Origin of the sequence: Mesorhizobium abyssinicae (genome assembly GCF_049887195.1) — a bacterium.
GTDB lineage: Bacteria > Pseudomonadota > Alphaproteobacteria > Rhizobiales > Rhizobiaceae > Mesorhizobium > Mesorhizobium abyssinicae.
Window position 1 is genome coordinate 479553 of record NZ_JARAKC010000002.1, and the last position, 23531, is coordinate 503083.

24 protein-coding genes and 1 pseudogene are annotated in these 23531 nt (G+C 65.2%); 6 read left to right on the forward strand and 19 right to left on the reverse strand.

What is annotated here, in order from left to right; genetic code table 11:
* Positions 1 to 2889 carry an EAL domain-containing protein gene (locus PU724_RS06830; RefSeq protein WP_354420961.1) on the forward strand — a complete coding sequence of 963 codons (2889 nt, stop codon included), beginning with the start codon at positions 1 to 3 and terminating at the stop codon, positions 2887 to 2889.
* Here the strand turns inward: PU724_RS06830 and PU724_RS06835 are convergent, their stop codons facing one another.
* Entirely contained in the window at positions 2890 to 3498 is a 609-nt protein-coding gene (locus PU724_RS06835) for a YqgE/AlgH family protein (protein WP_127282495.1), read from the reverse strand.
* A gap of 182 nt (positions 3499 to 3680) precedes the next feature.
* On the opposite strand from PU724_RS06835, the gene PU724_RS06840 reads away from it, so the two are divergent.
* The 3 genes from PU724_RS06840 (at position 3681) to PU724_RS06850 (ending at position 5645) form a co-directional block, all read left to right on the forward strand.
* Entirely contained in the window at positions 3681 to 4487 is an 807-nt protein-coding gene (locus tag PU724_RS06840; RefSeq protein WP_128346055.1) for a protein-disulfide reductase DsbD domain-containing protein, read from the forward strand.
* A 118-nt stretch (positions 4488 to 4605) separates the two neighbouring features.
* Positions 4606 to 5085: a peroxiredoxin gene (locus PU724_RS06845; protein ID WP_354420964.1), complete on the forward strand. Its 480-nt coding sequence runs from the start codon at positions 4606 to 4608 to the stop codon at positions 5083 to 5085.
* 83 nt (positions 5086 to 5168) lie between these two features.
* Positions 5169 to 5645, forward strand: coding sequence for a DUF2938 domain-containing protein (locus tag PU724_RS06850; protein ID WP_354420966.1), 477 nt, complete (start codon positions 5169 to 5171; stop codon positions 5643 to 5645).
* Between the two features lie 16 nt (positions 5646 to 5661).
* On the opposite strand, the gene PU724_RS06855 is transcribed toward PU724_RS06850, so the two are convergent.
* From PU724_RS06855 to coxB, 14 genes and pseudogenes are all read right to left on the reverse strand, one after another.
* Positions 5662 to 6324, reverse strand: a complete 663-nt coding sequence (locus PU724_RS06855; protein WP_354420968.1) for a hypothetical protein — start codon at positions 6322 to 6324, stop codon at positions 5662 to 5664.
* 99 nt (positions 6325 to 6423) lie between these two features.
* Positions 6424 to 6995 (reverse strand): annotated as a pseudogene (locus PU724_RS06860) (histidine phosphatase family protein).
* A gap of 43 nt (positions 6996 to 7038) precedes the next feature.
* Positions 7039 to 7569, reverse strand: a complete 531-nt coding sequence (gene rnhA, locus PU724_RS06865) for a ribonuclease HI (protein WP_354420970.1) — start codon at positions 7567 to 7569, stop codon at positions 7039 to 7041.
* A complete protein-coding gene (locus PU724_RS06870) occupies positions 7566 to 8528 on the reverse strand; it encodes a homoserine kinase (RefSeq protein WP_354420972.1) in 963 nt (320 codons plus the stop codon). Before PU724_RS06870 ends, rnhA begins: the two co-directional genes overlap by 4 nt.
* 7 nt (positions 8529 to 8535) lie before the next feature.
* Positions 8536 to 9540, reverse strand: coding sequence for a 4-hydroxy-3-methylbut-2-enyl diphosphate reductase (gene ispH / locus PU724_RS06875; protein WP_292167964.1), 1005 nt, complete (start codon positions 9538 to 9540; stop codon positions 8536 to 8538).
* A 95-nt stretch (positions 9541 to 9635) separates the two neighbouring features.
* Positions 9636 to 10391 (reverse strand): SURF1 family protein, encoded by a 756-nt coding sequence (locus tag PU724_RS06880; RefSeq protein WP_354420974.1) that lies wholly within the window; start codon positions 10389 to 10391, stop codon positions 9636 to 9638.
* Complete coding sequence (locus tag PU724_RS06885) at positions 10388 to 10774, reverse strand: DUF983 domain-containing protein (RefSeq protein WP_135908111.1); 387 nt, start codon at positions 10772 to 10774, stop codon at positions 10388 to 10390. The genes PU724_RS06880 and PU724_RS06885 overlap by 4 nt, the downstream gene beginning before the upstream one ends.
* Positions 10771 to 11229 (reverse strand): L,D-transpeptidase family protein, encoded by a 459-nt coding sequence (locus tag PU724_RS06890; protein WP_354420975.1) that lies wholly within the window; start codon positions 11227 to 11229, stop codon positions 10771 to 10773. Before PU724_RS06890 ends, PU724_RS06885 begins: the two co-directional genes overlap by 4 nt.
* Positions 11230 to 11350: 121 nt before the next feature.
* Positions 11351 to 12232, reverse strand: a complete 882-nt coding sequence (locus tag PU724_RS06895) for a cytochrome c oxidase subunit 3 (RefSeq protein ID WP_127282505.1) — start codon at positions 12230 to 12232, stop codon at positions 11351 to 11353.
* A gap of 1 nt (position 12233) precedes the next feature.
* Positions 12234 to 12863, reverse strand: a complete 630-nt coding sequence (locus PU724_RS06900) for a cytochrome c oxidase assembly protein (protein ID WP_127392059.1) — start codon at positions 12861 to 12863, stop codon at positions 12234 to 12236.
* Between the two features lie 8 nt (positions 12864 to 12871).
* On the reverse strand, positions 12872 to 13033 hold the full coding sequence (locus PU724_RS06905; protein WP_127282507.1) for a hypothetical protein: 162 nt from the start codon (positions 13031 to 13033) through the stop codon (positions 12872 to 12874).
* 2 nt (positions 13034 to 13035) lie between these two features.
* Positions 13036 to 13980: a heme o synthase gene (locus PU724_RS06910; protein ID WP_354420978.1), complete on the reverse strand. Its 945-nt coding sequence runs from the start codon at positions 13978 to 13980 to the stop codon at positions 13036 to 13038.
* Positions 13981 to 14059: 79 nt separating this feature from the next.
* Positions 14060 to 15712 (reverse strand): cytochrome c oxidase subunit I, encoded by a 1653-nt coding sequence (ctaD, locus tag PU724_RS06915; RefSeq protein ID WP_127282509.1) that lies wholly within the window; start codon positions 15710 to 15712, stop codon positions 14060 to 14062.
* 38 nt (positions 15713 to 15750) lie between these two features.
* Complete coding sequence (gene coxB / locus PU724_RS06920; protein ID WP_187331211.1) at positions 15751 to 16617, reverse strand: cytochrome c oxidase subunit II; 867 nt, start codon at positions 16615 to 16617, stop codon at positions 15751 to 15753.
* 378 nt (positions 16618 to 16995) lie between these two features.
* Here coxB and PU724_RS06925 point away from each other — a divergent pair, with 378 nt between their 5' ends.
* Both PU724_RS06925 and tldD read left to right on the forward strand, forming a co-directional pair.
* The gene (locus tag PU724_RS06925) at positions 16996 to 17544 is read left to right on the forward strand and encodes an invasion associated locus B family protein (RefSeq protein WP_128274168.1); all 549 of its coding nucleotides are present in this window, start codon (positions 16996 to 16998) and stop codon (positions 17542 to 17544) included.
* A 129-nt stretch (positions 17545 to 17673) separates the two neighbouring features.
* Entirely contained in the window at positions 17674 to 19086 is a 1413-nt protein-coding gene (tldD, locus tag PU724_RS06930) for a metalloprotease TldD (RefSeq protein ID WP_354420980.1), read from the forward strand.
* Between the two features lie 4 nt (positions 19087 to 19090).
* Here the strand turns inward: tldD and PU724_RS06935 are convergent, their stop codons facing one another.
* The 4 genes from PU724_RS06935 to dxs all read right to left on the reverse strand — a co-directional run bounded on the left by PU724_RS06935 (position 19091) and on the right by dxs (position 23490).
* On the reverse strand, positions 19091 to 20332 hold the full coding sequence (locus PU724_RS06935) for a class I SAM-dependent RNA methyltransferase (RefSeq protein WP_354420982.1): 1242 nt from the start codon (positions 20330 to 20332) through the stop codon (positions 19091 to 19093).
* Positions 20329 to 21096 (reverse strand): TlyA family RNA methyltransferase, encoded by a 768-nt coding sequence (locus PU724_RS06940; protein ID WP_354420984.1) that lies wholly within the window; start codon positions 21094 to 21096, stop codon positions 20329 to 20331. Before PU724_RS06940 ends, PU724_RS06935 begins: the two co-directional genes overlap by 4 nt.
* A gap of 43 nt (positions 21097 to 21139) precedes the next feature.
* Positions 21140 to 21427, reverse strand: a complete 288-nt coding sequence (locus tag PU724_RS06945) for a hypothetical protein (protein WP_354420986.1) — start codon at positions 21425 to 21427, stop codon at positions 21140 to 21142.
* Between the two features lie 149 nt (positions 21428 to 21576).
* A complete protein-coding gene (gene dxs / locus PU724_RS06950; RefSeq protein WP_354420988.1) occupies positions 21577 to 23490 on the reverse strand; it encodes a 1-deoxy-D-xylulose-5-phosphate synthase in 1914 nt (637 codons plus the stop codon).
* Positions 23491 to 23531: the final 41 nt, after the last annotated feature.

Consider the following 23531-nt stretch of genomic DNA (forward strand, 5'->3'; position numbering starts at 1 on the left):
TTGACGAATTTTTCGCGATTCGCGTCGCTGCTCGCCCTTGTCCTGGCGATGGTCGTTGCGCTCTGCGCAGCCTCGCCGGCGTTCGCCGTCGAGCCGATCAAGATCGCCCGCGACGACGTGGCGCTCGACCTCTCGCGCGCCTTCGATCTGTACCCGAATCAAGGCGAGAATTTCCAGGTCTCGACAGCCCCCGGCCCCGACGGCATCGTAAGGCGCATCGAGGTGGAAGCGAAGGATTCGCGATCGAGTGGCGACTGGGCCGTGTTCGCGCTCGCCAACACCACCGACCAACAACTCGACCGGCTGATCGTGGCGCCGCATTTCCGGCTGGTGAATTCCGGCATCTTCTGGCCCGATCTCGGCGCGACACGTATCGCCGCGATCACGCCCAGCGAAGGCTTCGCGCTCGACCGCCAGACCAGCCCCGATGCCGACGTCTTCCGGGTGACGCTGAACCCCGGCACTGTGGTCACCTTCGTCGCCGAGCTTGCCTCGCCGAAACTGCCGCAGGTCTACCTCTGGGATCCGGAATCCTACAAGGACTCGGTCAATTCCTACACGCTGTTCCGCGGCATCGTCATCGGCATCGCCGGCCTGCTAGCGCTGTTCCTGACCATCCTGTTCGTCGTCAAGGGCACCTCGATGTTCCCAGCGACGGCCGCGCTTGCCTGGGCGGTGCTTGCCTATATCTGCGTCGATTTCGGCTTCCTCAACAAGATCATCGAGATATCGCCCGGCAATGAGCAGATGTGGCGCGCCGGAACGGAGGTGGCGCTGGCGGCGACCTTCGTTGTGTTCCTGTTCGCCTATCTCAACCTCAACCGATGGCACGGCCATTTCAGCTACGGCGCGCTGGTCTGGATCCTCGGTCTGCTCTTGATCGCCGGCGTCGCCATCATCGATCCGGCGGTGGCGGCCGGCATCGCCCGCATCTCGTTCGCGGCAACCGCGCTTACCGGGCTCGGCCTGATCATCTTCCTCGGCATTCGTGGCTATGACCGTGCGATCATGCTGGTGCCGAGTTGGGTTATGGTCTTGCTGTGGCTATGCGGGTCGTGGATGGCGATCACCGGCATGCTCGACAACGATATCGCCCAGCCAGCGCTGGGCGGCGGCCTGATCCTGATCATCCTTCTGATCGGCTTCACCGTCATGCAGCACGCCTTCGCCGGCGGTGGCGCCCATCAGGGCCTGTTCTCCGATCTCGAACGGCAGGCGCTCGCCGTCGCCGGATCGGGCGACATCGTCTGGGACTGGGACGTGCTGCGCGACCGTGTCGTCACCAAGCCGGATGTCAGCCTGCAACTTGGCCTTGCCCCCAACAGCCTCGGCGGGGCGGCCCGCAACTGGCTGCCGGTACTGCACGCCGACGACCGCGACACCTTCCGCACCACGCTCGACGTTGTGCTGGAGCACCGTCGCGGCCGGGTGGCGCAGAATTTCCGCCTGCGCGGCGCCGACGGCCACTATCACTGGTTCGCGCTGCGCGCCCGCCCGGTGATCGGCTCGGACGGCGAGGTGATCCGCTGCGTCGGCACCATGGTCGACGTCACCGAGCAGAAGAAATCCGAGGAACGGCTGCTGCACGATGCCGTGCACGACAATCTGACCGGCCTGCCGAACCGCGAACTGTTCATGAACCGGCTGGAGGCGATCATCTCGATCGCCCGCACCGAAGACAAGGTGCGCCCGACCGTCTTCGTCATCGACATCGACCGCTTCAAGCAGGTCAATGACGGCCTCGGCATCTCGGCCGGCGACACCATCCTGCTCACCATCGCGCGCCGTCTGCACCGGCTCTTGAAGCCGAAGGATTCGCTGTCGCGCTTTGCCGGCGACCAGTTCGCGCTGATGCTGCTGTCGGAACAGGATCCGGCCCGCATCGCCGCGGTGGCGGACGCCATCAAGCATGCAATCAACAACCCGATCACCTTCGCCAAGCGCGAGATCGTGCTGACCGCCTCGATCGGGCTGATCACCTGGACGACGGCGCAGACCTCGTCCGAGGACATGGTCAAGGACGCCGAGCTTGCCATGCACCAGGCCAAGCGCTTCGGCGGCGACAGGATCGAACCGTTCCGGCCGGCCTTCCGCACCGTCGGCACCGACCGGCTGCAGTTCGAATCCGACCTGCGCCGCGCCATCGAACGGCGTGAGTTCACCCTCGCCTACCAGCCGATCGTGCGGCTGGAGGACGGCAGCGTCGCCGGCTTCGAGGCGCTGCTCAGGTGGGACCATCCGCGCCGCGGCATGATCCCGCCGGCGGATTTCATTCCCGTCGCCGAGAATTGCGGGCTGATCGTGCAGCTCGGCCTGTTCGCCATGCAGCAGGCGGCCGAGGACCTGGCGACCTGGCAGAAGCAGATCGGCGACGCGCCGCTGTCGGTTTCGGTCAACCTCTCCAGCCGCCAGCTGATCCGCCGCGACCTGGTCAGCGACGTGCGCTCGGTCATCGCGCGCGCCAATCTGAAGCCGCGCTGCTTCCGCCTCGAGCTCACCGAATCGCTGGTGATGGACAATCCCGAGCAGACCTCGCATGTGCTGACCAAGCTGAAGCAGCTCGGTATCGGGCTTTCGCTCGACGATTTCGGCACCGGCTATTCGTCGCTGTCCTATCTGACGCGCTTCCCCTTCGACACGATCAAGATCGACAAGAGCTTCGTCGACGACGCGACGCCGAAACGCGCCGTGCTGCTCAAGTCCATGGTCAACATGGCGCACGAGCTTGGCTTGTCCGTCGTGGCGGAAGGCATCTCGGACGAAAGCGATGCGCTGGAGCTGCGCCAGATGGGCTGCGAATACGTTCAGAGCTTCATGTTCGGCGCGCCGATGCCCGGCGAGCAGGTGCTGAAGACGCTGAAGGAGCAGTATCCGCTGACGCAGGCCTGATCAGGCGTGGCCGGCGGCCAGGCTGAGATGCGCGAGATCGATGCCGATCGAGGCGAGGATGCGGTCGTATTTGCGCTCGATGTCGGCGTCGAACAGAAGCTCCGGTGTCGCCGGGCAGGTCAGCCAGCCATTCTCGGCGATCTCGCTTTCGAGCTGGCCTGCGCCCCAGCCGGAATAGCCGAGCGCCATCAGCGCATGGCGGGGACCGCGGCCGGACGAGATGGCGCGCAATATGTCGACGGTGGCGGTCAGGCAGATGTCGTCGGAAACGCTGAGCGAGGATTCCACCCGGTAGTCGCCGGAATGCAGGACGAAGCCGCGGCTGCGGTCCACCGGCCCGCCGTTGCGCACGACGAAATCGCGCGCATGCGCCGGCAAGCGGATCGCCTCCTGCTCGTTCATGATGCCGAGCTGCACCAAAAGATCCGGAAACAGCATCTGCTGCGTCTGGTTGATGATCAGGCCCATCGCGCCCTCGTCGCTGTGGGCGCAGATGTAGATGACGGAGCGCGTGAAGCGGTCGTCCTTCATGCCGGGCATGGCAATCAGGAACTGATCGTCGAGAAAGCCGCGTCCGGCGGCCGTCTTCTTGTGGCGCAACAAGTCCATGGATGGGAGGGTAACGCGTTTCCCGGGCGTCGGAAAGATGCGCCGCGCGCGATTTGCGGCCGGCGTGCCGCTGCCGATTGCGCCGCGCGCTTTTTTGGCACCCGCACGATGTCACGCAAATATGATACCGAATGGCTGATGAAATCATTGCGCAGCCATGAACTGACGATCAAATCACCGCCATGCAAAGCTTGAAGATCCTGCTGCTCTGCTCCGCCTTTGGATTGGGAACGAGCATTCCCGCCTCGGCCTCCTCCTCGATCTGGTACAACAGCGAAGGCGGCCAGGTGCGGCTCGTCACCAGCGGCAAGCCCGACGAGGCCGGGCGCGTCCAGGGCGTGCTCGACATTGCGCTGAAGCCCGGCTGGAAAACCTATTGGCGCGACCCTGGCGATGCTGGCGTGCCGCCGCAGATCGACATTTCGCCGAGCACCAACGTGGCGAGCGCCGCCTTCTCGTTTCCGCCGCCGCAGCGCCATGACGACGGCTACGGCAAATGGGCCGGCTACGACCATCCGGTGTCGCTGCCGGTGACCTTCACGCTGTCGGCCGCCGACCAGCCGGCCATCATCGTGGCCGATGTCTTCCTCGGCATCTGCGAGACGATCTGCATTCCTGTGCAGACGCGACTGACCATCGACCCGGCTTCCGACGCGGACAACGCCAAGGATGCGGCGCAGGTGAAGGCGGCATTCGCGGCGCTGCCGGCGCCGCCACGGCCCGATTTCGGCGTCAACGTGCTGCCGGGCGACCATGAGACGCTGGTCGTCGAAGCGAGCTTCCCGGGCGATCCGGAAGCGGCCGACTTCTTCGTCGCCGGCGAGCGGGACTATATGTTCGGCGCCCCGTTGCGCAGCCAGAAGGACGGCAAGCTGGTGTTCACGGTGCCGATCCTCGACCGGCCGTCGACGACGCCAACCGATGGCGGGCTGCACTACACGCTGACCAGCGCCGACGGCGCGGTCGAGGGTCTGCTACCCTTCCCGTGACGCAGATCGCAACATCTCTTGCTCCAGGCGGCCCGGCAGTTGCGGGCAGCATCCGACTTCGCTATCGCAGGGGCACGTCCTGCCCTCCATCTCCCCCAATCATCGAACGAGGTATTCCATGATCTCTGTTGGCGACAAACTGCCCGAAGCGACCTTCAAGACGATGACCGCCGACGGCGCGAAGCCGATCACGGCGGCCGAGATCTTCGGGGGAAAGAAGGTGGTGCTGTTCGGCGTGCCCGGCGCCTTCACGCCGACCTGCAGCAACAACCATTTGCCCGGCTATCTGGAAAACCGTGACGCCATTCTGGCGCGCGGCGTCGACACGATCGCCGTCGTCTCTGTCAACGACGCGCATGTCATGGGCGCCTGGGCGCGCTTCACCGGCGGCGAAGACAAGATCCTCTATCTGGCCGACGGCAGTGGCGATTTCGCCAAGTCGGTCGGTCTCGACAACGACCTTTCGGCAAGCGGCATGGGGCTGCGCTCGAAGCGCTTTTCGATGATCGTCGAGGACGGCAAGGTCGCCGCTCTCAACGTCGAGACCAAGCCCGGTGTCGACACGTCGGGCGCTGCTCACATCCTGGAACAGCTCTAGCCCGCAGCCGGGACGAGCCACACACCGCCAAGGATCGCGCCCGACAGCGCTTGGCGTTTCTTGCCTATTGGGGGACCTGACCGATGCTCGACGTGATCTGGCGCAGCGTGGCGATCGGCATTGGCGCCACGGCTTTGATGGATATCTGGGCCGTTTTCCTCCACAAGGCCTTTGCCCAGCCGCGGCCGAACTGGGGGCCGGTCGGCCGCTGGGTCTGGCATCTCAGGAGCAAAATCTTCCACGACGACATCGGCGATGCCGTGCCCTACCGGCATGAAGTGGCGTTGGGCTGGGCTTTCCATTATTTCGTCGGCATCGTCTACGGCATCATCCTGGTCGTGCTCGCCGGAACGGCCTGGCTCGCCCAGCCGACCTTCCTGCCGGCCTTCGTCCTCGGGATCGTCACCGTCGGCGCCGGCTGGTTCCTGCTTGCGCCTGGCATGGGCGCCGGCTGGGCCGCCTCGAAGCGGCCAAAACCAATGCAGATCCGCGCCCTCAACCTCGTCGCGCACACGGTGTTCGCGCTCGGGCTCTACGGCACCGCCCTGCTGATCCGCTGAGGGACGGCCCGAAGGGTCACGATCCGCTGGCGGCGCGTGGCTTCATCGAGGCGACAGTATCGATGATTTCCTGGCGCAGCGCGCCCTTCTGCGCCTCGAACTGCTCTCGCGTGATGCCCTGACCGCCGGTGGCGGTGACGCCGAATTCCTCCAGCGCGAATTCGTAGCGCGTCTTCCATCTGATCACATGCCCGGTCATCGCCTGGGTGTGCGCCGGCACCGAGCCCGGATGCGCCGGCAGGCCGCACAATTGCGTGGTCCGCGCATCCGCAGCCAGCATGACGACATTCCAGTCGTCGAAGCCGATCAGATCCATCTGGGCATAGAGGAACGCCCCGTGCTCGCCGTCCCAGATCGTGTCGCCGATGACCAGGAAGGGGGCGGCACGGCAATAGCCATGGCGTGCCGTCATCTCGCTGTTGAAGGTCTCGGTGCGCTGCTGAAGCCGGTACCGGGCAGCTGCAAAAAGGGCGATGTAGTCGTCGGCCGTGCGCATGATGTTGCGCTGGTCGTCCGGCGCGAAGCCGAGTTCGCGCAGCATCGAGCCGATTTTCGGATCGTTCCAGAGTTCCTTGGAGAAGACGCGCGTGACGCCGTCGGAATCGGGCGTCGGACGCATCATCTTCTTGAGGTCGGCAAAGCTGTGCTTTTGCTTGCCGAAGGTCCTGCGCCCGAACATCTCCGCAATACCTCGTCCCAGGTCGATCGCGGCAGTCTATCGCGTCACGCGTAAAATTGAATTTAATCCGAAGCCTCGATTTGTCCCGTTCCGGCCAACTCAACCGCCGAGGCGCGGTGCGGACCTGTCGATCGGCCGCCATCCGTGGATGAGGCTGCGGGCGCCGATATCGTAGGCGAAATAGTTGCCGCCGCCCGCCGGCGGGTCCGCCCGGTCAGAGAAAGCAGCAGGAGCGTCCCCACGCCTCCATGGCCGACGAAAGCGGTATCGCCGGGATCGTCGTTGCCGAGCACCGCGTCGACCTCGCTGACGATGCGGCGCTGGGCATCGATGGCCCGCTCCCATCCGCGAATGCTGTCGTCTGGATTGGCGAAGAACTGGTCGGCGACGGCTTCGAACTCCGGCGGCGGCAGGAAACCCGTCGCCGACCGGTCGTTCTCATGCATCCGCTCCCTTACCTCGACCGCGAGGCGCAGACGCGTTGCGAGGATTTCGGCGGTCTCCCTCGCCTTGCGTTCAGCCGACGACACGATACGCCGGATCGACCCGATCCAGGGCTGGTCGAGCATTGCGACCGCCCTTGCCTTTCCGATGTCGGACAGCCCCCATTCCGGCACCGGAACATTGGCATCGACCTGAACCTGGGGATGCGTGATGTAGTATGCGATCAGCACGATAGAGGACTTCCTGCCGGCGAGCGGACCGCTCCCGCAATCAATAGCTCTGCGTCGAGCGCCGTGCCTTTGCGACCGTCGATCGTGTTGCCTGTGCCGCCGGCTGCGGCGCGGCGGCAGGCCTGATCGGGCCCTTCTTGAATGGCGCCATGCCTTCGCGAGCGAGCTCGTCGGCGCGCTCGTTCTCGACATGGCCGGCATGGCCCTTGACCCAGTTCCATGTCACCTGATGGCGTCTATTTGCAGCATCGAGGGCCTGCCAGAGCTCGCCGTTCTTGACCGGCTTCTTGTCGGCGGTCTTCCAGCCGTTCTTCTTCCAGCCGTGGATCCACTTGGAAATGCCGTCCATGACGTATTTGCTGTCGGTGTGAAGCTCGACCGCGCAGGGCTCCTTCAGCGCTTCAAGCGCGGAGATCGCGGCAAGCAGCTCCATGCGGTTGTTGGTGGTCTCGGCCTCGCCGCCCGACAGTTCCTTGGTCTTGCCGTTGAAGCGCAGGATGGCGCCCCAGCCGCCAGGGCCCGGATTACCCGAGCAGGCGCCGTCGGTGAAGATTTCAACATGCTTGGTCATAGCAATCCGTATTCGGAAGGAGATCTGATCGCCCGATGGAACCGCATCCTGCGGATGTATTCGGTCGGGTCGCGCTTCATCACCAGCCCGCCATTGGGAATGGTCAGCCAGTCGTAGAGCCGGGTCAGCATGAAGCGCAGCGCCGAGCCGCGAGCCAGCATCGGCAGCGCCGCCTTCTCGTCGCCGGAAAGCGGCCGCACGCTCTGGTAACCGGCTAGCAGCGCCGTGCCCTTGGTCAGATTGAAGGAAAAATCCTTCTCGAAGCACCAGGCGTTGAGGCAGGTGGCGACGTCATAGGCGTAGAGGTCGTCGCAGGCGAAATAGAAGTCGATCAGCCCCGACAGTTTCTCGCCGAGGAAGAAGACATTGTCCGGGAAAAGGTCGGCATGGATGATGCCTTGCGGCAGGTCCTTCGGCCAGTTGCGCTCGAAATCGGCGAAATCGGCATCGACCTCGGCCGCCAAGCCCGGCTCAACCTCGTCGGCACGGTCGCGAGAAGCGTCCCACAATTTGCGCCAGCCATCGATGGCGAGCGCATTCGGTCGCCGCATCGCAAAATCCCGGCCGGCAAGATGGAGTTCGGCCACCGCCTTGCCGACCTCGCCGCAATGCGCCGCTGTCGGCCGCCGCAGCGACAGACCTTCGAGAAAGGTGATGATGACGGCGGGCCGGCCGGCGAGCTGGCCGATGACGGTGCCGTCATGCGCGGTGACCGGCAGCGGGCAGGAAATACCTTTCCTTGCGAGATGGCCCATCAGGCCGAGGAAGAACGGCAGGTCGGCCTTGTCGACGCGCTTTTCGTAGAGCGTCAGGATGTAGGAACCGCTGGTGGCGTGCAGCAGGAAGTTGGAATTCTCGGTGCCTTCGGCGATGCCCTTGTAGGACAGCAATTCGCCGACCGGATAGGCCTTCAGGAACGCGCCGAGCTCGCCCTCGTTGACATCGGTATAGACGGCCATGGGCTGTTCACGCGGCTCCGTTGACGAAGGCCATGTCGGCCGCCGTCAGTTCGACATCGCGCAGAACCCGCATCACCGGAAAGTCCTCCGTTTCGGTCGCCGTCACCGCCAGTTCGATCGTCACGTCGAAGCGCTGCCGGAAGGCATCGATGATCTCGTCGACGATGATCTCGGGCGCCGAGGCGCCCGCCGACAGGCCGAGCGTCGAGATACTGGCGATGTCATTCCACGGAATCTCTGCGGCACGCTGCACGAGAAGCGACATCTTGGCGCCGGCGCGTTCGGCGACCTCGACAAGACGCCGCGAGTTGGAGGAGTTGGGGGCGCCGACGATGAGATAGAGATCGGCGCCGGCGGCGGTCTCCTTCACCGCTTCCTGGCGATTGGTGGTGGCGTAGCAGATCGATTCGGCGGCCGGCGCGTGCAGCTCTGGAAAGCGCTGCTCGAGCGCCCGGATGATGCCGGCGGTGTCCTCGACCGAGAGCGTCGTCTGGGTGACGAAGCCGAGGGCTGCGGGGTCGGCCGGCTCGAAGACGGCGGCATCGGCCTCGGTCTCGATCAGCGTGACGGCGCCGTCCGGCAATTGGCCCATGGTGCCGATCACCTCCGGGTGGCCGGCGTGGCCGATCAGGAGCACGTGGCGGCCGAGGCGCTGGTGACGCATTGCCTGCTTGTGCACCTTGGACACCAGCGGGCAGGTGGCGTCGAGGTAGAAGAGGTTGCGCGCCTGGGCATCGGCCGGCACCGATTTCGGCACGCCATGCGCGGAAAAGACGACCGGGCTCTGGCGATGCTCCGCAGGTATCTCGGACAGTTCCTCGATGAACACCGCGCCCAGGCTCTGCAGCCCCTCGACGACATAGCGGTTGTGCACAATCTCGTGGCGGACATAGACCGGCGCGCCATACTTCTTCAGCGCCAGCACGACGATCTGGATCGCGCGGTCGACGCCGGCGCAGAAGCCGCGCGGCTGGCAGAGCCTGATCGTCAGCGGTGGCTTTGTCTGAAGCATGATTGCGGACCGGTTGATCGGAACTAACTCAAGCGCGAATACCTAGCGCGCGAAATGAGGCGCGCACCCCTGCCCTGTCAAGGGCAGCGTCTCCATCACCCTGCTTTCGCCGGGCGGCGGAGCCTGAACAGCAGGACGCCGGCAAGGGCGGCGGCAAGGCCGTACCAGGTGACGGCGTATTGCAGGTGGCTGTTCGGCAGATCGATGATGGTGACGCCACCGACCGGCAGACCGCCGGGATTCGGCGTCTTGTCGGCATCGATGAAGAACGGCACCAGTCCGGCCCCGGCGGGCAGGCCGGCGCTCGCAGCCATCGCATCGCGGTCCTTCCAGTAGAAGATGTTCTTTTGCACATCATTGTCGGGAAGCATCATCGAGGGCTTCCCCGCCAGCGGATTGCGGGCGAGCCCAGCAATTGTGACCTTGCCGGCGACCTCGCCTTGCGGCCGCTTGGCAGCATCCTTCAGGTCGTAGGGGACGAAGCCGCGGTTGACGAGCACGAAGCGGCCGTCGTCGAGCTGCAGGGGCGTGAAGACGTCGAAGCCGGAGGCGCCCTCCCAGGTGGCGAAGAAATGGCGCTCGCCCTGGTGCAGGAAGGTGCCGGTCACCGTGACCGGCGTGTAGTCGACGTCACCTGTGGCTACGAACTGCTTTTCGAGCTCGGCCAGAGGGCGTGGCGCCGAATGTGTGCGCTGGTCGATGGTCTGGAGCAGGCCTTCCTTCCAGTGCAGGCGCTGGACCTGCCAGGTGCCAAGGCCGATCAGGACGGCGAACAGCGCCATGCCAAGGATGAGCAGCAACGCCCGCTTCGGCCGCGAGCGGCCCGCCGCCACGCCGGATGCCCCGCTCATTGGTCGGTGTCCAGCCTGCCCTCGGCGGCCTTGTTGCGGTATTGCAGCGTCAGGAGCACACCCTTGATCAACCTGAGCGCCGTCAGGCACAGCGCCAGTGCCAGCGGTATCCACAGCAGCAGGTGCACCCAGAGCGGCGGCCCGAGCGTCACCTCCATCCACAGCGCCAGGCCGACGACAATGAATCCGATGATCAGGATGACGAACACGGCAGGCCCGTCGCCGGCATCGGCGAAGGAATAGTCGAGGCCGCAATTGACGCAGCGCTTGCCGACGCTGAGGAAGCCCGAAAACAACTTACCCTCGCCGCAGCGCGGGCAGCGGCCGCGCAGGCCGGCCGAGATCGGCTCGATCGGTGGCCAGATTGCCTTGTCCTCGCTCATTGCCTGATCTCGATCGGTGTGCCGGTGGCCACCATTGTCCAGATTTCATCCATGTCGGAGTCGGTAACCCCTACGCAGCCGTCGGTCCAGTCGACCAATTGAAGCAGCCAACCCAGCCAGCCAAAACCATTTGGCTGGCCGTGGATCATGATCATCCCGCCGGCGTCGACACCGCGAGCCTTTGCCGCCGCGAGATCTTCGGCGTTTGGATAAGAGATGTGGATCGATTTGTAGGCCGCGCTGTTTGCGTTGCGCCAGTCGAGAACGTAGCGCCCTTCGGGTGTTCGCTCGTCGCCCTTCTGGCGCTTGTGGCCAAGCGGCTCCCCGCCCAGCGCAATGCCGTAGCTGCGAAGGATCTTGCCGCCATCGCCGATCAGATCAAGTCGCCGTTCCGATTTCTCGACCCGAACCAGATAGACCTGCTCCCCTGCAAGCGCAGGGAAAGCCCAGACCATGCATGCGCAGAACGCAGAAAGAATTCTCGCTGACATCGGCTACCGATGGCGGGCCATTGCGCCGAAAAGAAGAAGGCGGCCACGTCGCCGCAGCCGCCTCGTCACATTCCTCGGACTGCTGTCAGTGGGCTTCGATCATCGCGCCGTTCGAGGCCCAGACGTAGATGGCGCTGAACAGGAACAGCCAGACCACGTCGACGAAGTGCCAGTACCAGGCAGCCGCCTCGAAGCCGAAATGCTGCTTCGGGGTGAAGTCGCCCTTCATCGCGCGCACCAGGCAGACCAGCAGGAAGATGGTGCCGATGATGACGTGGAAGCCGTGGAAGCCGGTGGCCATGAAGAAGGTGGCGCCGTAGATGGAATCCTTGAAGCCGAACGGCGCGTGCATGTACTCGTAGGCCTGCACCATGGTGAACAGCATGCCGAGGCCGACGGTCAGCACCAGGCCGTTGATCAGGCCCTTGCGGTCGCCATGGATGAGCGAATGGTGCGCCCAGGTCACCGTCGTGCCCGACAGAAGCAGGATGATGGTGTTGTAGAGCGGCAGGTGGAAGGGGTCGAGGACCTCCATGCCCTTCGGCGGCCAGACGCCGCCGGTAAACGCGGTGCGGGCATATTGCTGCGTCTCGCCCGGAAACAGGCTGGCGTCGAAGAAGGCCCAGAACCAGGCGACGAAGAACATCACCTCGGAAGCGATGAACATGATCATGCCGTAACGCAGATGCAGCGACACGACGCGGGTGTGATGGCCCTCATGCGCTTCCTTGATGGTGTCGGACCACCAGGCGAACATGGTGTAGATCACGATCAGGAGGCCGATGAAGAACAGCCACGGATTGGCGATGTTGTGGCCGAAGATCGGGAAGCTGCCGGCCTTCAGATACTGCATCAGGCAGACGCCGCCGATGGCGGTCACCAGGGCGCCGACGGAGCCCAGGAACGGCCACGGGCTGGGGTCGACGAGATGGTAGTCGTGCTGTGGTTTTGCGTGTGCGTCTGCCATATCAACCCCCGAGGCTTGCTTCGGTATTCGGAACTTTGTTGGTGCTTTGGGCCGGCGCCGACGATGCGACGGGCTTGTTCTTGTCGACCGGGAACATGGTGTAGGACAGGGTGATGGTCTTCAAGTCCTTCAGTTCCGGCACGTTGACGATGTCGGGATCTACATAGAACACGACCGGCATGTCCAGCGATTCACCGGGCTTCAGCGTCGTGTCGGTGAAGCAGAAGCACTCCACCTTGTTGAAGTAGGGACCGGCCAATTCCGGCTGCACGTTGAAGGTGGCGCGGCCGGTGAAGGGGCGGTCGAACTTGTTGGTGGCGCTGAAATGCGCCTGCACCGTCTCGCCAATCTTGATGGTGACCGAGCGGGCGACCGGCTGGAACTCCCAAGGAACCCCGGCGGTGTTGGCGTCGAAGCGGACGGTGATGTCGCGGTCGAGCACCCGGTCGGCATATTGCTGGGTGGCGCGCTTGACCGTGCCGCCATAGCCGGTGGCCTGGCAGAACATGGTGTAGAGCGGCACTGCGGCATAGGCCATGCCGATCATGCCGCCGAAGAAGGCGATGCAGACGCCGGCGACGACGCGGTTGGTGTTCTTCTTGGTGGGATCGGTGACCGTTTCGCGCGCCATGATCGACCTCACATCGTCCCGGAGAGATTGTGGCCGAACTTAACGATGGTGGCGATGTAGAAGATGATGACCAGCACCGCTAGCGCCACGCCGATGGCGACCGAGCGGCTGCGCCGCGCCTTCTGCTGGCGTTCGGTCAGCGTTACGAGCTCGAGGTTCTTGTCGGCCACGATCACATCCCCCCCATGGCGAGCGCGCGCCCGACCACGCAGTCGGCGAGGTAGACGGCGAAGATGGCGAAGAGATAGAGCAGCGAATAACCGAACAGCGCCTTGGCCGGCTTCATCTCCTTGTCGTCATCGGCCATGCCAAGCACTTTCCAGGCGTACCAGACGAAGCCGGCGCCAAGCACGGCGGCAACGGCGCCATAGGCTGCCGTGGTGAAACCAAGCGCCCAGGGCAGCACGCCAACCGGCGCCAGGATGAGCGAATAGGCGAAGATCTGGCGGCGGGTCGAGGCCTGCCCGGCGACGTTCGGCATCATCGGGATGCCGGCGCGCTGATAGTCCTCGGACTTGAACAGCGCGAGCGCCCAGAAATGCGGCGGCGTCCACAGGAAGATGATCAGGAACAGGATCAGGCTTTCCAGGCTGACATTGCCGGTCACCGCCGCCCAGCCGATGACGGGCGGGATGGCGCCGGCCGCACCGCCGATGACGATGTTCTGCGGCGTCCAGCGCTTCAGCCACATCGTGTAGATGACGGCGTAGAAGACGATGGTGAAGGCAAGAAGCGACGCCGACAGCCAGTTGACCAGCACGCCCAGCGTCATCACCGACAGCACCGACAGCACCAGGCCGAAGCTCAGCGCCTCGCCGGGCGTGACGCGGCCGGCCGGAACCGGACGGCTCTTGGTCCTGGTCATCACCCGATCGATGTCGGCGTCGTACCACATGTTGAGCGCGCCGGAGGCGCCCGCTCCGATGGCGATCGACAGGATGGCGATCACCGCCAGCAGCGGATTGATGGTGACGGGCGCCGCAACCAGGCCGACAAAGGCGGTGAACACCACCAGCGACATGACGCGCGGCTTCAGGAGGGCGAAGAAATCACCCGCCGTCGCTTCCGACATGCGAAAGCCCGCTTCGTCAATCAATCTCTCGTCGACAAGGGCCATGCGTACTTAAAGTCCATTATTTCCGTTGGCCAAAACCGCCGGACGAGCCGGCGGTCTCGTATTCAAGCAAGGCTGCCGCCTACTTGATCTTCGGCAGCTGTTCCCACTGGTGGAACGGCGGCGGCGACGGCAGCTGCCATTCCAGCGTGGTCGCACCCTCGCCCCACGGATTGGCGCCGGCCACCCGCTTCTTCTGGAAGGCTTCGAACACACCATAGAGGAAGATCACGACGCCGACGGCCGAGATGTAGGAGCCGTAGGACGAGACCATGTTCCAGCCGGCGAAGGCATCCGGATAGTCGATGTAGCGGCGCGGCATGCCCGAAAGGCCGAGGAAGTGCTGCGGGAAGAAGATCAGGTTGACGCCGACGAAGGTGACCCAGAAATGGGTGTTGGCGATGACGGGCGAGTACATGTAGCCGGTCATCTTCGGGAACCAGTAGTACCAGCCGGCGAAGATGGCGAAGACGGCGCCGAGCGACAGCACGTAGTGGAAGTGCGCGACGACGTAATAGGTGTCATGCAGCGGGCGGTCGAGGCCGGCATTGGCGAGCTGGACGCCGGTGACGCCGCCCAGGGTGAACAGGAAGATGAAGCCGATCGCCCACAGCATCGGGGTCTTGAGCGAGATCGACCCGCCCCACATCGTGGCGACCCAGGAGAAGATCTTCACGCCCGTCGGCACCGCGATGACCATGGTGGCGAAGACGAAGTAGCGCTGCGTGTCGAGCGACAGGCCGGTCGTGTACATGTGGTGCGCCCACACGATGAAGCCGACGGCGCCGATCGCGACCATGGCGTAGGCCATGCCGAGGTAGCCGAACACCGGCTTCTTCGAGAAGGTCGAGACGATGTGGCTGACGATGCCGAAGCCCGGCAGGATCAGGATGTAGACTTCCGGGTGACCGAAGAACCAGAACAGGTGCTGGAACAGGATCGGGTCACCGCCGCCATCCGGCGTGAAGAAGGTGGTGCCGAAATTGCGGTCGGTGAGCAGCATGGTGATGCCGCCGGCCAGGACCGGCAGCGACAACAGCAGCAGGAAGGCGGTGATCAGCACCGACCAGGCAAACAGCGGCATCTTGTGCAGCGTCATGCCCGGCGCGCGCATGTTGAAGATGGTGGTGATGAAGTTGATGGCGCCGAGGATCGACGAGGCGCCGGCGATGTGCAGTGACAGGATCGCCAGGTCCATGGCGGGCCCAGGCTGACCGGATGTCGACAGCGGCGGATAGATCGTCCAGCCGCCACCGACACCGAAGGCGCCCGGCGCGCTCGGCACGAACATCGAGGTGAGCAGCAGGATCAGGGCCGGCGGCAGCAGCCAGAACGAGATGTTGTTCATGCGCGGGAAGGCCATGTCCGGCGCGCCGATCATGATCGGCACCATCCAGTTGGCGAAGCCGCCGATCAGCGCCGGCATGACCATGAAGAAGATCATGATCAGCGCATGCGCGGTGGTGAAGGCATTGTACATGCTCTTGCCGCCGTCGATGGCGGCGTCACCGCTCATGCCGTAGACCATCTGCGCCAGACCGGTGAAGATCTGGATGCCCGGCTCCTGCAACTCCATGCGCATGACGACCGAGAGCGCGCCGCCGATGATGCCCGCGCAGATCGCGAAGATCAGATAGAGCGTGCCGATGTCCTTGTGGTTGGTCGAATAGACCCAGCGGACCCAGCCATGATAGGGCTTGTGGTCGTGATCGTCGTGAGCTGCAGCCTCTGCCATGTTCCGCTCCGTTCCCTGAATCTTTCCTGGCCGCGGCATCAGTTGCCGGCGGCCGCTACCTTGTCTTGAGCATCGACCTCGGCCATCAGCGCCTTGTTGGCGCCGGGCAGGTCGGTCCTGGCTGCGGCCAGCCAGGTGTTGTACTGCGCGTCGGAGACGACGCGGATGGCGATCGGCATGAAGGCGTGGTCCTTGCCGCACAGTTCCGAGCACTGGCCGTAGTAGAGGCCTTCCTTCTCGGCCTTGAACCAGATCTCGTTGATGCGGCCGGGCACGGCGTCGGTCTTGACGCCGAAGGACGGCATGGCGAAGGCGTGGATCACGTCGGTCGCCGTCACCAGGACGCGGGTCATGGTGTTGACCGGCACGACCATCTCATTGTCGACGGCCAGCAGGCGCGGATAAAGCTTGCGGTCTTCCTTGCCGGCGGCTGCGCGGTCGGCGTCCTGGAGGATCGCGGAGTTGAAGGTGAGCGTCTTGTCGACCTGGTACTCGTAGTCCCAGTTCCACTGGTTTGCGGTCGCCTTCAGGGTCAGCTTGGCTTCTTCCGGCGGCGTGTATTGCGCGGTCAGCAGCTGGAAGGAAGGGATGGCAAGGCAAAGCAGGATGACGACCGGCCCGACCGTCCAGATCACCTCGATCAGCGTGTTGTGGCTGGTGCGCGAGGGCACCGGATTGACGCTGGCGCGGAACTTCACGATGCAATAGGCGAGCAAAAACAGCACGAACAGCGTGATCGGCACGATGAACCACAGCGTGTAGTGCTCGAACCAGGTGACCTGCCGCATGATGTCGGTGGCGGCGGGCTGGAAGGTCATCTCCCACGGCTGCGGCTGGGCCGCATGGGCGGATGCGCCGGCAAAGACTGCGGCGGCGGCAGCGGCGCTTGCTAGGAATTTTCTCATCGCCCTCATCATCTCCCATTTCCTCGCGGCCGTGCGCGCAAGAATATCGAATAGCGCCGGGACGGGAATCCCGGACAGTCCCAAGGGTGGTTCAAACCATACTCTAATTGCCTCCGCAAGAAAGGAGCGGAGGAAACCGTGCGGCATTTTTGCGCGCAAGTGCAGCCGCGCCTTGAAGAGGGCAAAGCGGCCTCTGCCGATCACCGCCGCGTGATCGGCGACGAACACCCCGGAGCCGTCCGCCGGACGGTCGCAATTCGGGCGAAATTGGCTTGGAAAAGCGCTTGATTGCCCATATCCGGGCGGGCCGGCCCCGGCACCGTCCTTTACTTGGCAGTCGCGCGGCTTCAAAGTGCCGTGATTCGCAATGGAGCCGTCATGAGATCCTGGCTTTCGAGAACCTTGGCGAAGGTCATCTTTCTCGCCGCCGTGCTTGGCGCCGGCCTGTCCGGAACTGGCGCGTCGAATGCTGCCCAGGCCAATGCCGCGCAGCAACCGAGCGGCACGGTGCGCTCGACGCATGGCGCGTGGTCGATCATCTGCGACACGCCGGCGGGCGCGACCTCCGAGCAATGCGTGATGATGCAGAACGTCGTCGCCGAGGACCGTCCGGAGATGGGGCTGTCGGTGGTCGTGCTGCGCACCGCCGACAACAAGGCCGAGATCCTGCGCGTGCTGGCGCCGCTCGGCGTTCTCCTGCCCAACGGGCTTGGCCTCAACGTCGACGGCAAGGACATCGGGCGGGCCTATTTCGTGCGCTGCTTCCAGGACGGCTGCTATGCCGAGGTGATCCTCGAAAAGCCGCTGCTCGATACGCTGAAGACCGGCACCTCGGCCACCTTCATCGTCTTCCAGACGCCGGAAGAAGGCATCGGCATTCCCGTCGACCTCAAGGGTTTCGCCGACGGTTTTGCCGCCCTCCCCTGATCCTGGCCGGCAAGGCTTCGACGACGTCGGGGGCCTGACACCGCCGGTGATCGGCGCTGTTGCCGATTGTCTCGGCGCGCCTTCGCCCCTACATCGGGGGAAACGACCAATCCTGCGGACGGACCTGCCATGAACAGCCTGATCGGCCAATTCGACATTTCCGACGATCGCATCAAGAAGATCGTCGCCGAGACCATCAGCGGCGCCGACGACGGCGAGCTTTTCCTCGAATACAGCGAGAGCGAGGCGCTGATGTTCGACAATGGCCGGCTGAAGACCGCCAACTTCAACACAGACCAGGGTTTCGGACTGCGCGCGGTGGCCGGCGAGGCCAGCGGCTATGCGCATTCGAGCGATCTTTCCGAAGCCTCGCTGCTGCGCGCGGCCGACGCCGTCTCGGCGGTCAAGGGCGGCTATTCCGGCACGCTTGCCGCGCCGCCCGCCCGCACCAACCGCCATCTCTATGGCGAGGAAAACCCGATCCCCTCGCCTTCCTTCGAGACCAAGGCGAAGCTGCTGCAGGAGATCGACGCCTGGCTGCGCGCGGAGGATCCGCGCGTGCGTCAGGTGACGGCTTCGCTGGCGGCTTCCTGGCAGCATGTCGAGATCGTGCGCGCCGACGGCCAGATGGTGCGCGACATCCGCCCGATGGTCAGGATCAACGTGTCGGTCGTGGTCGGCAGCGGCGACCGCCAGGAAAGCGGCTCCTACGGCATGGGCGGCCGCAAGAGCTTCGGCGAGTTCCTGGTCGAGGAGAGCTGGAAGCACGCAGCCAAGGAGGCGCTGAGGCAGGCGCTGGTCAATCTCGAGGCCGTGCCGGCGCCGGCCGGCACATTCGACATCGTGCTCTCCAGCGGCTGGCCGGGCGTCATGCTGCACGAGGCCGTCGGCCATGGGCTGGAGGGCGACTTCAACCGCAAGAAGACCTCGGCCTTCGCCGGGCTGATGGGCCAGCAGGTGGCGGCGAAAGGCGTCACCGTCGTCGACGACGGCACGCTACCCGAACGGCGCGGCTCGCTGACCGTCGACGACGAGGGCACGCCCTCGGCGCGCAACGTGCTGATCGAGGACGGCAAGCTGGTCGGCTACATGCAGGATCGCCAGAACGCGAGGCTGATGGGCATGAAGGCGACCGGCAACGGACGGCGCGAAGGCTATGCGCACCAGCCGATGCCGCGCATGACCAACACCTACATGACCGCCGGCGACATGCAGCCGGAAGAGATCATCGCCTCGGTCAAGAACGGCATCTACGCGGTCTCCTTCGGCGGTGGCCAGGTCGACATCACGTCGGGCAAATTCGTCTTCGGCTGCACCGAGGCCTACATGATCGAGGACGGCAAGGTGACGCAGCCGATCAAGGGCGCGATGCTGATCGGCAACGGGCCGGACGCCATGCACCGCGTCACCATGGTCGGCAACGATATGAAGCTCGACAACGGCATCGGCATGTGCGGCAAGGCCGGACAGGGCGTGCCGGTGGGCGTCGGCCAGCCGCACCTGAGGATGAACCAGATGACGGTCGGCGGCACCAGGGTTTGAGCGATTACCGCCTTCGCTTCGGCTTCTCCAGCAGTGCGACGGCCTCGACATGCGGCGACCACAGGAACTGGTCGATCGGAGCGACACTTTTCAGCGCGTAACCGCCATCGATCAGGATGCGCAGATCCCGCGCCAGCGTCACCGGGTTGCAGGACACTGCGGCCACCAGCGGCACGTCCGAGCGGGCGATCTGCTTCGACTGGTCCTCGGCTCCGGCGCGCGGCGGATCGAAGACCAGGCCGTCGAAGGCGTTCAATTCCTTGAACGTCAGCGGCCGCCGGAACAGGTCGCGGCGCTCGCTGGTCACCCGCTTCAGTCCGTTGGCAAAACGGAAGGCGCGGTCGAGCGCTGCAAGGGCCGGCGCGTCGCCTTCGACGGCATGAACCTCCGACTTCGCCGCAAGCCGCAGCGCGAAGCTGCCGCAGCCGGCGAACAGGTCGGCGACCTTTTTTGCGCGCGACAGGTGCTGGCCGACCAGCTCGGCCATGGTCCGCTCGGCGGCTTCGGTCGCCTGCATGAAAGCGCCGGGCGGCACGGCTACGGCGACCGATCCAAACTGCACCACAGGCTTCTTCGGCTCGACGACGATCTCACCATCGACCGATAGTCTGGCCAACCCCTCGGCGGTGACGAAATTCGACGCGATGCGGCGCTGATGATCGCCGAGCTTGCCTCCGTCCTGGACCGCGACATCCAGACCGGATGCGGTCACGGTGACGGTCATGTGGAAGGCTTTCGAAGTGGCGCAGACCAGGTCGGCCAACGCCCGCAGGCGACCCAGCGCGGCAACGATCGCCGGCAGCGAGATCGGGCATTCCTCGATCGGAATGATCTCCGAGGAAAGCGCGCGCACGAAACCAAGCAGCATGCCGGCCTCGGTGCGCCGGGCGCTGAAGACGACGCGGCGACGGGTCTCGGGCGCGCATGGCACCAGCGCCGCGACATCGAAAGCGATGCCCTTGGCCTTCAATGCCTGCATAACCTTGTCGCGCTTCCACTGGCGGTAGGCTTCAGCCTCGAAATGCTGCAGCGCGCAGCCGCCGCATTCGGTGAAATGCCGGCAGGCCGGATCGATCCTGAGCGGCGATGCCTCCAGCACCGACATCAGCGTGGCGCGGTGCTTTTCGCGGGCGGCGGTGACCGTCTCGCCCGGCAGCGTGAAGGGAATAAAGACCTCGCCGCCGTCGGCCTCGGCGATGCCGTCGCCCTGCGAGCCAAGCCTGGCGATGGTGAAACGCGCGCTCATTTTTCATCCTTGATGGCGGCGAGCAGGAATTCGCGGTTGCCGTCGCCGCCCTCGATCGGCGAAGGATGCCGCCCCAGCACGCGCCAGCCGGGAATGCCGCCAAGCCAGTCGCCGAGCAGGCCGGCGATGCGTTCGGCGTCAGCCTGATCCCTGAGCAGGCCGCCCTTGCCGATCGCCTCGCGGCCGGCCTCGAATTGCGGCTTGACCAGAAGCAGCGCCCTGGCGCCATCTCCGGCGAGGGCAAGAGCCGGCGGCAGCGCCAGCTTCAGCGAGATGAAGCTGACATCGCAGACGATGAAATCGGGGACAACGCCGCCCAGGTCGGCGGACGAGAGATCGCGGGCATTGAGGCCCTCGATGGCCGTGACGCGCGGATCGCCTGAGATCTCCGGATGCATCTGGCCGTGGCCGACATCGATCGCGGTGACGTGCGCGGCGCCGCGCTCGAGCAGCACCTGGGTGAAGCCGCCGGTCGAGGCGCCGATATCGAGCGCTTCGCTGCCGGTGGGGTCGAGGCCGAACCGGTCAAGCCCGGCGATCAGCTTCAGCGCCGCGCGCGAGACATAGGCCTGCGCTGGGTCGTCGATTGCAACGAGGCAATCGGCCTGGACGCTCTGGCCGGGCTTGCGGGCGATGGTGCCGTCAACCGTTACGGTGCCGCGCTCGACGGCGTCGCGGGCGCGCGAGCGGCTGGCGAACAGGCCGCGCTGGACGAGCAGTTCGTCGAGCCTGAGGCGCGCGCTGGCTGGCAAAGTGGAGTTCATCGGCCTTCCTTGGCGAAAGCCGGTCGCGAAGGCAAGAAGGGGATTAGAAGATGGTCCGCGAAACCGGCCGTTCGACGGCGGGCGCCAGACCGTCATTCCTGTCGCCGGAAGCTTGCCGGGGCTGCGGCTCGACCGGCACCGCCGGCGCGGTCTCGGGCAGCACGACGAGCTGCGGAACCTGCTTGTAGGAGAAGCCTCCGCGGATGCCGCCGATCTTGCCGGCGACTATGTCAATAGCCGCTTTTTCGAGATTGCGGTCGTAGCGCGTCTCGGCCTTCGCCGGTCCAGCGGCGAGCGCCAAAAAGGCGATGCCGCACAGAAACCTGTTCATTGTCGTTGCCCCTATCCCTCGGCAGGCTTCTAGCAGGCCGCCGTTGAGAAACGGCCAAGAGACAGGGTAAGCAAAGCGCCAAATGGCAGCGTAAACAATCGATTACGACAGCAAGCCGGCAAAGCGATTCAGGATGCTGATATCTTGAGTCAGGCGCTTCTGGCGCTGGCCGCGTGGCCGAGGGCGGCGAACACCGTGCGCACGATGCCGGCCGCGTCCAGGCCCGCATCGGCGTACATCTTCTCGGGCTTGGCGTGATCGGTGAACGCGTCCGGCAGCACGAGCGGGCGCACCTTGAGGCCGCCTTCCAGAAGGCCTTGATGAGCGAGGAACTGTAGCACCTGGCTGGCAAAGCCGCCGACCGCGCCCTCTTCCACCGTCACCAGCACCTCATGCGAGCGGGCGAGCCGGCGCACGAGATCCTCGTCCAGCGGCTTGGCGAAACGGGCGTCGGCGACGGTGGCGGATAGCCCGGCGGCGCCGAGTTCCTCGGCGGCGATCAGACAATCCTGCAGGCGGGTGCCGAAGGAAAGTAGCGCCACCTTGGTGCCTTCCTTGAGAATGCGGCCCTTGCCGATGTCGAGCACCGAGCCGCGCTCCGGCATGTCGACGCCGACGCCGTTGCCGCGCGGGTAGCGGAAGGCGATCGGACCCTCGTCATAGTGAGCGGCGGTGCGCACCATGTGGCGAAGTTCCGCCTCGTCGGCGGCGGCCATGACGACGAAGCCCGGCAGCGAGGCGAGGAAGGTGGTGTCGAAGGCGCCGCAATGGGTGGCGCCGTCGGCGCCGACAAAGCCGGCGCGGTCGATCGGGAAGCGCACCGGCAGCTTCTGGATCGCCACGTCGTGGACGACCTGGTCGTAAGCGCGCTGCAGGAAGGTCGAATAGATGGCGCAGAAAGGCTTGTAGCCTTCCGTGGCAAAGCCGGCGGCGAAGGTCACGGCATGCTGCTCGGCGATGCCGACATCGAAGGTCCGGGCCGGGAAGGCCTCGCCGAAGAGATCGAGGCCGGTGCCGCTCGGCATGGCGGCGGTGATGGCGACGATGCGGTCGTCCTCGCGCGCCTCCTGGACCAGGCTTTCGGCGAAGACCTTGGTGTAGCTCGGCGCGTTGGCAGGCGCCTTGGCCTGCGCGCCGGTGATGACGTCGAACTTGTTGACGCCGTGATATTTGTCGGCGGCGGCTTCGGCCGGCGCGTAGCCCTTGCCCTTCTGGGTCACGACATGGATCAGCACCGGGCCGTCACCATTGTCGCGGACGTTCTTCAGCACCGGGATCAGGTGCTCGAGATTGTGCCCGTCGATCGGGCCGATGTGATAGAAGCCGAGCTCCTCGAACAGCGTGCCGCCGGTGACGTAGCCGCGCGCATGCTCGACGGCTCGTGTGATGGCGCGATCGGCGCGCTTGCCGAGATAAGAGGTCAGCTTCTTGCCGAAATCACGCAGGCCGAGATAGGCCTTGCCGGAGGCGAGCCGCGCCAGATAGGCGCTCATCGCCCCGGTCGGCGGCGCGATGGACATGTCGTTGTCGTTGAGGATGACGATCAGCCGGGCATCGAGCGCGCCGGCATTGTTCATCGCCTCATAGGCCATGCCGGCCGACATGGCGCCGTCGCCGATGACGGCAATGACGTTGTTGCGGCCGCCGGAGAGGTCGCGGCCCATCGCCATGCCGAGACCGGCGGAAATCGAGGTCGAGGAATGGGCGGCGCCGAACGGGTCGTATTCGCTCTCGGCACGCCGGGTGAAGCCGGAAAGGCCGCCCTCCTGCCGCAGGGTGCGGATGCGGTCGCGCCGGCCGGTCAGGATCTTGTGCGGATAGGCCTGGTGGCCGACATCCCAGATCAGCCGGTCGTCCGGGGTGTTGAAGACATAGTGGAGCGCAACGGTCAGTTCGACCACGCCGAGCCCGGCGCCAAGATGGCCGCCGGTGTGCGAGACGGCGTCGATCAGCTCGTCGCGCAGCTCCGAGGCGAGCTGCGGCAGCTCGCTTTCGTCAAGCGTCCTCAGATCCGCGGGGATGCGGACCTTGTCGAGGAGCGGCGTATCGGGCTTTGCGTTCACGGCTAAGGGGCCTGGTCAAACCTGACGTTCATGCACGTTGA